Raw genomic sequence first — 12,048 nt, forward strand, 5'->3', positions numbered from 1 at the left:
GGACTTATCCGAAAAGATATTGACAGCGAAGTTAAAACTTGTTAGAATATAGGTATTCAATTTTGAATGGTAACATTCGAGAGAGTTAAGTGACGATAGCCTAGGAGATACACCTGTACCCATGCCGAACACAGCAGTTAAGCCCTAGAACGCCTGAAGTAGTTGGGGGTTGCCCCCTGTGAGATACGGTAGTCGCTTAGCGAATCAAGAGGATTCAATATCCTTTGGGAGTTTAGCTCAGCTGGGAGAGCATCTGCCTTACAAGCAGAGGGTCAGCGGTTCGATCCCGTTAACTCCCATAAATAGGTCCCGTAGTGTAGCGGTTATCACGTCGCCCTGTCACGGCGAAGATCGCGGGTTCGATTCCCGTCGGGACCGTAAGACTCGTTAGCTCAGTTGGTAGAGCATTTGACTTTTAATCAAAGGGTCGCTGGTTCGAGCCCAGCACGGGTCATTTATGCGGGTTTGGCGGAATTGGCAGACGCACCAGATTTAGGATCTGGCGCCGAAGGGCGTGGGGGTTCAAGTCCCTTAACCCGCATAGAGAGAAAGAGCCGGCTTAGCTCAGTTGGTAGAGCATCTGATTTGTAATCAGAGGGTCGCGTGTTCAAGTCATGTAGCCGGCATTGAGGGAAAAAATTGCGAACGTAGTTCAGTGGTAGAACACCACCTTGCCAAGGTGGGGGTCGCGGGTTCGAATCCCGTCGTTCGCTTTGCCTCGCCGGGGTGGCGGAACTGGCAGACGCACAGGACTTAAAATCCTGCGATGGCAACATCGTACCGGTTCGATTCCGGTCCTCGGCATAAATAATAATGAGCACCCATGGCTCAACTGGATAGAGTACCTGACTACGAATCAGGCGGTTAGAGGTTCGAATCCTCTTGGGTGCATAACTCGCTTAATGGGAAACATTAGGGGAGCTTTATTTTTAGTTGATAGAACTATATCGGGAAGTAGCTCAGCTTGGTAGAGCACTTGGTTTGGGACCAAGGGGTCGCAGGTTCGAATCCTGTCTTCCCGATTGATGGACAAGTATGCTTGTCCTTTTTTTGTTTCATTTTTGAAATTTTCCTAATTAAGTAAGAACGTAAAAAATTGATATTTTTTTGAATCATGCTATAGCCATTTGTATTGTTTGATATTCTCTCTAATTTTTTGGAGATGTGCACAAAACTGATGTTGAATTCGTCTATCCTCTTATAGAGATTGTACAAAAAATACCCTATTCTTTCCATCGAACTGTTTTAGCAAGTTCGATGGTTTTGATAGAGTAGGGCAAGAGGTGTTATTTATTTTCTTGTGAGGTTGTGGCTATACTGATTCTAAAGTATAGGCGAGTGCACTTGTTATAAAATGGTTAATTCATCTGGTAGTGTGATGGTTTCTCGGCCATTTCTGTCGATGACGTATACGGTATGAGGGTAGAATGGATCGAATTTATAGGGGGTGTCAATTGTCATGACATCTTTATTTCGATCTTGTGAAAAAGTAATGCTCACTTTTCCCTTATTATTTCTAAGTTTGAAATGAATGATTTTTTTCAGGGGAATGACATGTTTTAGGTATTGGTCTATGGTGTACCAAAAGCTGTCAATTATTTCACTGGGGAGTGAAGTGACAATGCCGAAGCTAGCATATCTTCCTGTTGTGTTTGTAAAGGCCATGTGTTCTCCTTCTAGAGATAGTAAATGATAAGAAAAAAGCCTGATAATCAGGTTTTTCTTTGTCTGTGACTTTAGCGATTTCGAAGTTCTAAATAGCGTTTGTACCAAATATTGACATAGGCTTCAGAGAAGGGGCCACGTTGTTGATTAATCCAATCAACGAGAATTTTGACATTTTCTTTTAAAATATAGTCTATCTCTGTTGGATAGTTCATCTCTTTACGGTGTCGTTCGTACTCATCCACGTCTAGTAGCCTTTTTTCACCATCAGCAAATACTTTGACATCTAAGTCGTAGTCAATGTATTTTAGGGCTTCGCTATCTAGTAGATAAGGACTTGCTAAATTACAGTAATAAGATGTACCATTTTCACGTATCATTGCGATGATATTGAACCAATATTTTTTGTGAAAATAGACAATGGCTGGCTCTCTGGTAACCCAGCGTCGACCATCATTTTCAGTTACCAATGTATGGTTATTGACTCCAATGATGGCATTTTCTGTCGTTTTTAGTACCATGGTATCGCGCCAGGTGCGGTGCAATTCCCCATCATGTTTATAACTTTGAATTGTAATAAAGTCTCCTTCTTTTGGAAGTTTCACCTTGTTACCGTCTTTCTACAATTTCAATTTATCTATGTCATTATACCATAATTTGATTAGAATGTGGAATTATTTACTTATAATCATGGTGTCGTTCGGGTTTGGGTTTGAATATGATTTGGAATTTTGTTATTATCGTGGGGAAGATAGTTTGCTTGCTGTAGGGGCAGAGAAATGGTTTAAAAATAATCTCTGAGTGCACTATTGATGCTATAAAAGTCAAAGCCTTTGCGTGCTAGGGCTTGAATTAGCCGTTGTTTTAATTCATAATCGGTGTACTTTTTAGAATATTTTCGATATTGTTTTTCTAATTCTTTGTAAATAAGATCAGTTTCCTGTTCTGCATTTGTTTCGATTTTGAGGGAATCAAGGGCATATTTGGCATCTTGATAGGAGAAACCTTTGTTGATAAGGGCTTGTTTGATTTTTTCAGTTAAGGCTCTGTATGGAAGTTTATTTTGGTAGGTTTGTAGTGCTTTTTTGGCAAGGCGTTCCGCTATGGAAGAGAAATCTTCTTCTTGAATCAGTTCCTGTGCGAGTGCTTTATCAATTCCTTTTTGCAGTAAGGTCTGTTGAAGGACATACGGTCCCTTGCTACCGGATGCCTGGTTTTGTTGCAAGAGGGATTCTGTGTAAGAACGGTCATTAATCCAGTTTTCTTCTTCTAGTTGACGTAGGATTTGTGGGATTATCTGCTGGTCCACATCGTGAGTACTTAAGTAATCTCTGACTTCTTTTTTAGTACGTGATTTGAAAGAGATATGGTATAAGGCAAGGTTTTTGCCATAAGAATATTGGGCGAATGCTTGTATTTCTTTCCAGTCATTTTCAGATATTTCTTTGTCTTTTGATAGAAAGAATCGGACAATGGTATCTTCTGTGATGTAGCATTTGTCGCTGGTGTCAAGTTCTAGTAGGTAGAGTCTTTTTTTCTTTTCAAGTTTTATGATTTTCATTCTTTCATTATACCTAAAAATCAGTTAAAATAATAATATGAATATACAAGTAAAACAAAGAATAGTCTTAAAAATCAAAAGAATGGGTATTAATGGCGAGGGCATTGGCTTTTATCGGAAGACGCTCGTATTTGTTCCAGGTGCTTTGAAAGGAGAAGAGGTGCTCTGTCAAATTACGTCAGTGAGGCGGAATTTTGTAGAAGCACGTCTCCTTCAGATTCAAAAAAAATCAAAATTTCGTGTTCAGCCTGAGTGTGGTCTCTATGAGGTCTGTGGTGGGTGTCAATTGATGCACTTGCGCTATGACAAGCAGTTGGATTTTAAGGTGGATTTATTGCGTCAAGCCTTAAAAAAATATCAGCCAAAAGGCTATGAGTCCTATGAAATTCGTCCAACCTTGGGGATGCAAGAGCCCCGTTATTATCGGGCAAAATTGCAGTTTCAGACGCGTTTGAAAAATGGGAAAGTAGAAGCTGGTCTTTATGCTGAAAACTCTCACCACTTGGTTGGCATTCGTGATTGCTTGGTACAGGATCAAGAAACTCAGAAAGTTATGAATCGGATTTCGGATTTAATGACAAAGCATCGTATTCCAGTCTATGATGAGCGAAAAGGACAAGGAGTTCGAACGGTCATGGTGCGTAGAGCGAGGGAAACAGGAGAGGTTCAGATTATTTTTGTGACCTCAAGACCGGTTCCCCTGACTGCTCTTATAAAGGAACTAATTGCAGAATTTCCTGCAATTGTGACGGTGGCGGTCAATCATCATCGGAGTCGTTCGAGTGAAATTTATGGAGAGAAGACCGAAATCATCTGGGGCGAAGATAGGATTCAAGAGTCGGTGTTGGATTACCATTTTGCCTTATCACCAAGGGCTTTTTACCAATTAAATCCAGAACAGACCGAGATTTTATATCGTGAAGCAGTCAAGGCATTGGATATCACTGGTAATGAAGAATTGATTGATGCCTATTGTGGTGTGGGAACGATTGGTTTTGCCTTTGCTGGGAAAATAAAAGCAGTTCGTGGAATGGATATTATTCCAGAAGCTATCGAAGATGCTAAGCGCAATGCTGCAAATATGGGATTTGAGAATACCTACTATGAAGCTGGGAAAGCTGAAGAGATTATTCCTAAATGGTATCAAGACGGGTACCGTGCGGATGCTTTAGTGGTCGATCCTCCTCGGACAGGTCTAGATACACAATTATTGGACACCATTTTGCAATATCAGCCTGCGAAGATGGTCTATGTTTCTTGTAATGTGTCTACTCTTGCTCGAGATTTGGCGAGATTAGTAGAGATATACGATGTCCAGTATATACAATCAGTTGATATGTTCCCGCATACAGCGAGGACTGAAGCGGTTGTGAAGCTCATCCGAAGATAACGTCTGTTGCTTCTTCGTTTTTAGGCAACAGGCTGAAATAGTCCCCAGGACTATTTCACTCTTACCTGTAGCAAAGGTCGACACTGTAGTGATTTTGAACAAGAGATAGCTTTAGCTGAGATAAGGGTTAGAATTCGGGGTTTCATCTTGATTTCAACACTTGAATAGAATATAATAAGTTTGATAATAGAGAAAGGAGGCGATTGGATGATTGATGCCCGTAATGATAAACCATTGTATTTACAATTGGTCGAAGAGTTGGAGAATAAAATTCATGGGACTTTATTGTCCAATGATAAGTTACCTTCTGAACGAGAATTAACGCAGATATATGGTGTTAGTCGTATCACAGTCCGTCTTGCCTTGCAAGAATTAGAAAATAAAGGATTGGTCTACCGTAAACATGGGAAAGGGACCTACGTATCAGAAATTACAGATTCTGCTGTTGATTTGTCTGCGACCTATAGCTTTACTGAGCAGATGAGAAAATTAGGGAAAGATCCAAAAACTAAGATTCTGTCTTTTCGGTTAGTTGAAGCTTCGGAATCTGTCGCCCAGCAGATGCAGATTGGTGTGGGGCAACAGGTTTTTGAGATGGAGCGGCTACGGTTGGCCAATAATGTTCCAATGATGATTGAGCGAACCTATGTACCTTATTCACAGTTTGAAGGTCTGACAGAAGAGATGCTTAGTAAGCGGTCATTGTATGATATTTTCTATGAAGAGTTTCATCAAGTGATCCGTCTAGCAGATGAAGAATTCTATGCTAGTATTGCGTTTGATAACGAAGCGAAGATGCTTGATATTGAAAGTGGAGACCCTGTTTTACACTTATTGAGAAAAACATACAGCAGTAAAAATATTGTGATTGAATACACCTTTAGTATAGCTCGTGCTGACCAATTCCGATATAAGATTACACATGTGAGAAATGATTAAAAAAATCCTCAAATCGAGGATTTTTTTAATGTTTATGAGAGGAGATTTCGAATTTGAAGAATTTCCAGTGTTTGTGGGTTTCAGTGTATTCGAGGATCTCTTGGCTGCCAACGCGTGTGGTTGTTTTCAATTGGAGCACACTAGGTTCTGAAGGAGAGAGATGGAGGAGTGTGGCAATGTGCTCGGGAGTTGTGAGGCAGATTTCATTCGTTTCTTTGAAGGACTCTTCGACCATATGGATCCCAAAATCTAATTTGAAGCGTTGGTAAATAGAGTTAAAGTGTTCTAAAGGGGCGTCTGCATTTTGAATGTAGTGAGCAGGGAGATAGGTTTGATGGTACATATAGGGTTGTTGCCCGATCGTCCGTAATCGTTTGATTTTATAATAAAAATCGTGTTTGTCTAAGTTTAATTTTTTCAAGATGGTTTGGTCATTGCCCTTTTTACAAGAAAGAACGGTGACTGTTGCTTCTTCGAGAGGGAACATTTCAATATCTGAAAATTCTAATAGTTTACCTTTACGAGCACGGGAAATGAACGTCCCTTTGCCTTGTTGACGAATGAGATAGCCATCTTTGACTAATTCGTTGAGGGCACGAATGACTGTAATCGAACTAACTTTATAGAGTTGAGTTAGTTCTGTTTCAGTGTAAAATTTATCTCCATTCTCAAATTTTCCAGATGTGATTTCCTGCTGGAGTTCATTTTGAATTTGTTGGTATTTAGGAATTTTCATACCAGAAACCTCTCATATCAGGCAATATTTTAATTGATATTTATTATTATACTAAAATCTTTCAAAAAAAATATTATTTTTTTTGAAAAATAACTGGACATAACCAGTTCTTTGTGTTAATATATTGACATAGAAAGAAAACGATTACATGGAGGGCATGGATGGAAGATTTTCAAGTAAAAGAAAATTTTTATCTGAATGGGCAACCTTTTAAAATTTTATCAGGAGCCATTCACTATTTCCGAGTGCATCCAGACGATTGGTTTCATTCTCTCTATAATTTAAAAGCCCTTGGCTTTAACACAGTCGAAACCTATATTCCTTGGAATTTGCATGAACCTCGTAAAGGGGAATTTCAGTTTGAAGGAGTGCTGGATGTTGAGCATTTTCTTCAATTGGCGCAAGAGTTAGGTTTATATGCCATTGTTCGCCCATCGCCTTATATCTGTGCGGAGTGGGAATGGGGTGGTCTGCCAGGATGGTTGATGGAGAGGAGAACTTCAGTTCGAACAGATGAAGAATGGTTCTTAAAGCAGGTGGACGATTATTACAGTAGGTTACTACCTAGACTGGCTAAATTTCAGCTGACTCAAGGTGGAAACATTCTCATGTTCCAAGTGGAAAATGAATATGGTTCCTATGGGGAGAACAAGGCATATTTAAGAGCAATTGCTGGTCTCATGCGTAAGTATGGATTGACTGCTCCTTTCTTTACATCAGATGGTCCATGGCGAGCCACATTACGTGCTGGTAGTCTGATTGTAGATGATATCTTGGTCACCGGAAATTTTGGTTCGAAACCGACAGAAAATTTTGCCCAGATGCAGGCTTTCTTTGAGGAAAATGGGAAATCATGGCCCTTGATGTGTATGGAGTTTTGGGACGGCTGGTTCAATCGCTGGGGTGAGGAAGTCATTCGCCGTGACCCAGAAGAATTGGTAGCCGCTGTGATGGACACCATTTCTCTAGGCAGTATCAATCTTTACATGTTTCATGGTGGAACCAATTTTGGCTTTATGAATGGTTGCTCTGCACGTGGGCAGCATGATCTACCTCAAGTGACCTCTTATGATTATGATGCGATTCTGGATGAGGCAGGAAATCCAACTCAGAAATTCTATCTATTGCAAGAGCAGATGAGGCAGATTTACCCGGATTTAGGCTACCTAGAACCACTAGTTAAGCCGAGTCGGGCTTATCCTTCTATTTCTGTAGCGGACAAGGTGAGCCTATTCTCAACGCTAGATACGATAGCCACCTCACATACCTCTTTTTATCCGAAGAATATGGAGATGTATGGTCAAATAACTGGTTATATCCTCTTTCGGACAACTCTTGAAAAAGACAAGGATGAAGCCGAGAGAGTGCGAGTGATTGATGCGCGTGATCGGATTCAACTCTATCAAGATGGTCAATGGGTCGCTACCCAGTATCAAGAAGAAATTGGTGAGGAAATTTTTCTAGATTTAAAGGAAATGGAAACGGAAGTATCTATCTTGGTTGAAAATATGGGGCGTGTGAACTATGGTCATAAGTTGACCGCACCTACTCAGTCAAAAGGTCTGGGACGAGGATTGATGGCAGATCTTCACTTTGTGGGTCAGTGGGAGATATTTCCCTTGCCTTTAGAAAATGTGAGTGGAGTGGATTTTTCCAAAGAATGGAAGTTTGGTCAGCCAGCCTTTTATCGTTATGTAATCGAATTAGATGACTTAGCAGATACTTATCTGGATATGTCAGGTTTTGGCAAGGGAGTCGTCTTTGTAAATCAACAAAATATTGGTCGTTTTTGGGAAAAGGGTCCGATTCTTTCTCTGTATTTATCAAAGGGATACTTAAAGAAAGGAGAGAATGAAATTGTGGTCTTCGAAACAGAGGGGCGTTACCGAGAAAGGTTGGCTTTTTCACAGAAACCTGTTTATCAAACAACAAATTAAAGGAGAATATATATGGCAATTATTGCAACACGGATTGATGGTCGCTTGATTCACGGTCAAGTTGCCAATCTTTGGACAACAAAACTCAATATTTCACGGATTATGGTTGTGGATAATGAAGTGGTCAATAGTGACCTGGAGAAAACTGCCTTGAAATTGGCAACCCCTCCTGGAGTAAAGCTATCTGTTTTGTCAGTAGAAAAAGCAGCGAATAATATTTTAGCTGGAAATTATGATTCCCAACGATTGTTGATTGTGGCACGTAAGCCGGATCGTTTCCTAGGTTTGTTGGAGAGGGGCGTGACTTTCCCTGAGCTCAATGTTGGGAATATGTCACAAAGTGATGAAACTCGTTCTGTTACGACTTCTATCAATGTCGTGGATAAGGATATTGAAGATTTTGATGCGATTGCTGCTAAAGGTGTGAAACTAATCGCTCAGATGGTTCCGGGGGATAGCCCGAGAGACTTTATGCCTCTATTGGCAAAAGTTCGTTAATTTATTTGTCTATATATTTATAAAAAAATTTTAGGAGGATACATCATGATTCAATGGTGGCAAATTTTACTACTTACCTTGTATTCAGCTTATCAAATCCTTGATGAGTTGACTATTGTGTCGTCTGCTGGTTCACCTGTTTTTGCAGGTTTCATCGCAGGTTTGATTATGGGAGATATCGAAACTGGTCTGTGGATCGGTGGTAGTCTTCAATTGATGGTACTCGGTGTTGGTACTTTTGGTGGTGCATCACGTATCGATGCAACTTCTGGTGCGGTATTGGCAACTGCTTTCTCAGTAGCGCAGGGCATCAAGCCTGAATTGGCAGTTTCTACGATTGCGGTACCAGTAGCGGCCCTTATGGTTTATACTGACGTTCTGGGTCGTTTCTCAACTACTTTCTTCGCACACCGTGTAGATGCTGCGGTAGAACGCTTTGACTATGCGGGTATTGAACGCAACTACCTTCTTGGTGCAGTGCCTTGGGCTCTCTCTCGTGCACTTCCAGTCTTTATCGCTCTTGCATTTGGTTCTGGTGCCGTTCAAGCACTCGTTGACGGCGTGGCAAAAGTTCAATGGCTTGCTGATGGGTTGACACTTGCTGGTAAGATGCTTCCAGGTCTTGGTTTTGCAATCTTGCTTCACTACTTACCTGTTAAACGCAACTTCCACTATTTAGCTCTTGGTTTTGCTATTACAGCAATGTTGACTGTTGTTTACGGAGGTCTTTCTTCACTTGGTGGTGCAGTTGCTGGTGTGGTGGAAGGATTTGATCCAAGTGCATTCAGCAAAGGCCTTCCAATGATTGGTATTGCCATTATTGGTGCTGGTCTTGCGACTATTCATTACAAAAATGGTCAAAATGTCCAAGTTGTTGAAAAAAGCGTAGGCGTATCAGAAAGTGGGGAAATTGAAGATGACGAAATCTAATTATAAATTAACAAAAGAAGATTTTAATCAAATCAACAAACGTAGTCTCTTTACCTTCCAATGGGGATGGAACTATGAGCGGATGCAAGCTTCAGGTTACTTGTATCATATCTTGCCACAATTACGTAAGATTTATGGAGATGGAACACCTGAGTTAAAAGAAATGATGAAGACCCATACGCAGTTCTTCAATACTTCTAACTTCTTCCATACCATTATTACAGGTATCGACCTTGCTCTTGAAGAAAATGAGGGAGTTAGTGCAAAAGATGCTGTTAATGGTGTAAAGACTGGTCTGATGGGGCCATTTGCACCAATTGGAGATTCACTCTTTGCATCTCTTGTACCAGCGATTATGGGTTCCATCGCTGCTGGTCTTGCTATCAATGGAAACCCACTCGGTATTGTTCTTTGGGTGGCAGTTCAAATGGTTATCAACGTCTTTCGTTGGAAACAATTGGAAATTGCTTATAAGGAAGGAACGAAGCTCGTTACGACGATGCGCGATAAATTGACTGCTCTAGTTGATGCTGCTTCTGTAATGGGTGTCTTCATGGTTGGTGCCTTGATTGCAACCATGATTAACTTCCAAATTATTGCAGCTCCGCAAATTGGTGAAAAAGTGATTAATATCCAAGATCTCTTCAACCAAATCTTCCCTCGCTTAGTGCCAGCTCTCTTTACAGGTCTTCTTTTCTGGTTGCTTGGTCGCAAGGGTATGACTTCAACTAAAGCAATCTTGATCATTATTGTGTTTGCATTGGCAATGGCATTCTTCAAGATCCTAGGTGTGTAAGGGAGGATGAAGATGGCGAGACAATTAGTATTAGTCAGTCATGGTCGTTTCTGTGAAGAGTTGAAAAAAAGTACAGAAATGATTATGGGACCGCAGGATGGGATTCACGCAGTCGCTCTCTTACCAGAAGAAGGTCCGGAAGATTTTCAGAAAAAGTTTGAGGCAGTTATTGCAGAGTTAGACGATTTTGTCGTCTTTGCAGACTTGCTGGGTGGCACACCTTGTAATGTTGTCTCACGCTTAATCCTAGAAGGTCGCTCGATTTCCCTTTATGCTGGGATGAATATGCCAATGGTCATCGGCTATCTAAATGGCGTATTGGTCGGTGAAGAAGTAGATTATGTTGACTTTGCTACTAGTAATATCAAACATGTCAATGACTTGCTAAGCGCAGATGATGATGACGAGGATGAATAAAACTGGTATACTATAGTTGTGAAACTTGATGAGGACTCTCTCTAGCTAGCAACTAATGACGATGCTTTAAGTATCCAAAGAGAGACTCAGCAATTGCTTGAGTCCTCTTTGTGTTTATAGAAATATTTGGAAACGAAAACCAAGGAGGTTTGTATAGATGATTGAAGTTTGTCCTTTTGGTACGGGAAAAGCACACTTGTATTGCCTAACGAATGAAAATGGGATGCAAGTGACAGTGACAAATTTTGGGGCTCGGTTGGTGGATATTGTGCTTCCTGTCAATGGAAAGCGATCGGTTAGTTTATCAGCCGCCTCAGATGTGGAGTATCGTGACAAAGATGTTTATGTCGGCTCCACAGTAGCTCCTGTTGCAGGTAGAATTGCTGGGGCAGCGACTGAGATTAAGGGAGAAATCTATCGATTGACAGAAAATGAACCAGGCAAAACCCTTCACAGTGGGATAAACACAGCGAACGAGCAGTATTGGCAGGCAAGGGTTGAGGAAGAAGCGAATCAAGTTCATTTTTATTTGACACTCCCCGATGCTTACAATGGTTTTCCTGGTCCAGTTGCCATCAAGGCTAGTTATCAGTTGACAGAGGAAAATGAGATCCGTATCCGCTATTGGGCACGTTCAGAAAAAGATACGATTTTTAATCCAACCAACCATGTTTATTTCAATCTATCGGGAGATTTTAGTCAAAGTGTGGCAAGCCACCAAATGCAGATTCATGCCGATCAGTTTATCCCACTAGGCGATGATAATTTGCCAACGGGGGAATTTCAATCCGTTGTGGGGACACCGTTTGATTTTCGCCAGCCAGCTCCAATTGGACAAGGATTAATGGGTACACATCCTCAAAATCGCCTTGTTAATGGCTATGATCACCCTTGGCTACTCAACCAATCAGAAGTACCAGTAGAAGTGGTGAGTCCCGATGAAAAAGTTCGATTGCTCATGCGTACCAATCAACCAGCTGTGATTGTATATACCTATAATCACGGCCCAACTGCAATGGCAGAGCGACACACGGCCTTTAGCTTGGAATGCCAGGCCTTGCCAAATGCCTGTAACATCGATCATTTTGGATCGATTTTGTTGGAAAAAAATCAGGAATTTGTCAGTGAATGTTCCTATCAGTTTCTTTTTTAGATTTGAGAGAAAAGACTTCCTAGCCT

General features: G+C 41.0%; 12 protein-coding genes, 9 tRNA genes and 1 rRNA gene. 18 read left to right on the forward strand and 4 right to left on the reverse strand.

Features of this window, described 5'->3' with window-relative positions; translation table 11 throughout:
• Positions 1-85: 85 nt before the first annotated feature.
• From rrf to A3I9_RS0102990, 10 genes are all read left to right on the forward strand, one after another.
• Positions 86-201, forward strand: a 5S ribosomal RNA gene (gene rrf, locus A3I9_RS0102945).
• A gap of 25 nt (positions 202-226) precedes the next feature.
• A tRNA-Val gene (locus A3I9_RS0102950) sits at positions 227-299 on the forward strand.
• Positions 300-305: 6 nt separating this feature from the next.
• Positions 306-378: transfer RNA gene (locus tag A3I9_RS0102955), tRNA-Asp, on the forward strand.
• Positions 379-381: 3 nt separating this feature from the next.
• A tRNA-Lys gene (locus A3I9_RS0102960) sits at positions 382-454 on the forward strand.
• A gap of 5 nt (positions 455-459) precedes the next feature.
• A tRNA-Leu gene (locus tag A3I9_RS0102965) sits at positions 460-541 on the forward strand.
• Positions 542-553: 12 nt separating this feature from the next.
• Positions 554-626, forward strand: a tRNA-Thr gene (locus A3I9_RS0102970).
• A gap of 15 nt (positions 627-641) precedes the next feature.
• Positions 642-713: transfer RNA gene (locus A3I9_RS0102975), tRNA-Gly, on the forward strand.
• Positions 714-720: 7 nt separating this feature from the next.
• Positions 721-804 (forward strand) — tRNA-Leu (locus tag A3I9_RS0102980).
• Between the two features lie 13 nt (positions 805-817).
• Positions 818-891 (forward strand) — tRNA-Arg (locus tag A3I9_RS0102985).
• 57 nt (positions 892-948) lie between these two features.
• Positions 949-1,022: transfer RNA gene (locus A3I9_RS0102990), tRNA-Pro, on the forward strand.
• A 325-nt stretch (positions 1,023-1,347) separates the two neighbouring features.
• On the opposite strand, the gene A3I9_RS0102995 is transcribed toward A3I9_RS0102990, so the two are convergent.
• From A3I9_RS0102995 to recX, 3 genes are all read right to left on the reverse strand, one after another.
• The gene (locus A3I9_RS0102995) at positions 1,348-1,665 is read right to left on the reverse strand and encodes a DUF960 domain-containing protein (protein WP_018377601.1); all 318 of its coding nucleotides are present in this window, start codon (positions 1,663-1,665) and stop codon (positions 1,348-1,350) included.
• Positions 1,666-1,736: 71 nt separating this feature from the next.
• Positions 1,737-2,270, reverse strand: coding sequence for a nucleoside tri-diphosphate phosphatase (gene ntdP / locus A3I9_RS0103000; RefSeq protein ID WP_018377602.1), 534 nt, complete (start codon positions 2,268-2,270; stop codon positions 1,737-1,739).
• A 179-nt stretch (positions 2,271-2,449) separates the two neighbouring features.
• Positions 2,450-3,226, reverse strand: coding sequence for a recombination regulator RecX (gene recX / locus A3I9_RS0103005; RefSeq protein ID WP_018377603.1), 777 nt, complete (start codon positions 3,224-3,226; stop codon positions 2,450-2,452).
• A 37-nt stretch (positions 3,227-3,263) separates the two neighbouring features.
• Here recX and rlmD point away from each other — a divergent pair, with 37 nt between their 5' ends.
• Both rlmD and A3I9_RS0103015 read left to right on the forward strand, forming a co-directional pair.
• Complete coding sequence (gene rlmD / locus A3I9_RS0103010) at positions 3,264-4,616, forward strand: 23S rRNA (uracil(1939)-C(5))-methyltransferase RlmD (RefSeq protein ID WP_026217304.1); 1,353 nt, start codon at positions 3,264-3,266, stop codon at positions 4,614-4,616.
• Positions 4,617-4,823: 207 nt separating this feature from the next.
• Positions 4,824-5,555 carry a GntR family transcriptional regulator gene (locus tag A3I9_RS0103015; RefSeq protein ID WP_018377605.1) on the forward strand — a complete coding sequence of 244 codons (732 nt, stop codon included), beginning with the start codon at positions 4,824-4,826 and terminating at the stop codon, positions 5,553-5,555.
• 25 nt (positions 5,556-5,580) lie between these two features.
• Here the strand turns inward: A3I9_RS0103015 and A3I9_RS0103020 are convergent, their stop codons facing one another.
• Positions 5,581-6,291 carry a GntR family transcriptional regulator gene (locus tag A3I9_RS0103020; protein ID WP_018377606.1) on the reverse strand — a complete coding sequence of 237 codons (711 nt, stop codon included), beginning with the start codon at positions 6,289-6,291 and terminating at the stop codon, positions 5,581-5,583.
• Between the two features lie 161 nt (positions 6,292-6,452).
• Between A3I9_RS0103020 and A3I9_RS0103025 the strand changes: the two genes are divergently transcribed.
• The 6 genes from A3I9_RS0103025 (at position 6,453) to A3I9_RS0103050 (ending at position 12,022) form a co-directional block, all read left to right on the forward strand.
• A complete protein-coding gene (locus tag A3I9_RS0103025; protein WP_018377607.1) occupies positions 6,453-8,228 on the forward strand; it encodes a glycoside hydrolase family 35 protein in 1,776 nt (591 codons plus the stop codon).
• A gap of 12 nt (positions 8,229-8,240) precedes the next feature.
• On the forward strand, positions 8,241-8,726 hold the full coding sequence (locus A3I9_RS0103030; RefSeq protein WP_018377608.1) for a PTS sugar transporter subunit IIB: 486 nt from the start codon (positions 8,241-8,243) through the stop codon (positions 8,724-8,726).
• A gap of 45 nt (positions 8,727-8,771) precedes the next feature.
• Positions 8,772-9,656: a PTS mannose/fructose/sorbose/N-acetylgalactosamine transporter subunit IIC gene (locus tag A3I9_RS0103035; protein ID WP_018377609.1), complete on the forward strand. Its 885-nt coding sequence runs from the start codon at positions 8,772-8,774 to the stop codon at positions 9,654-9,656.
• Entirely contained in the window at positions 9,643-10,452 is an 810-nt protein-coding gene (locus A3I9_RS0103040) for a PTS system mannose/fructose/sorbose family transporter subunit IID (RefSeq protein ID WP_018377610.1), read from the forward strand. The genes A3I9_RS0103035 and A3I9_RS0103040 overlap by 14 nt, the downstream gene beginning before the upstream one ends.
• 12 nt (positions 10,453-10,464) lie before the next feature.
• A complete protein-coding gene (locus A3I9_RS0103045) occupies positions 10,465-10,869 on the forward strand; it encodes a PTS sugar transporter subunit IIA (RefSeq protein WP_018377611.1) in 405 nt (134 codons plus the stop codon).
• Positions 10,870-11,026: 157 nt separating this feature from the next.
• Positions 11,027-12,022, forward strand: a complete 996-nt coding sequence (locus A3I9_RS0103050; protein ID WP_018377612.1) for an aldose epimerase family protein — start codon at positions 11,027-11,029, stop codon at positions 12,020-12,022.
• The last annotated feature ends 26 nt before the right edge of the window (positions 12,023-12,048 follow it).

This window comes from Streptococcus ovis DSM 16829 (genome assembly GCF_000380125.1).
Lineage (GTDB): Bacteria > Bacillota > Bacilli > Lactobacillales > Streptococcaceae > Streptococcus > Streptococcus ovis.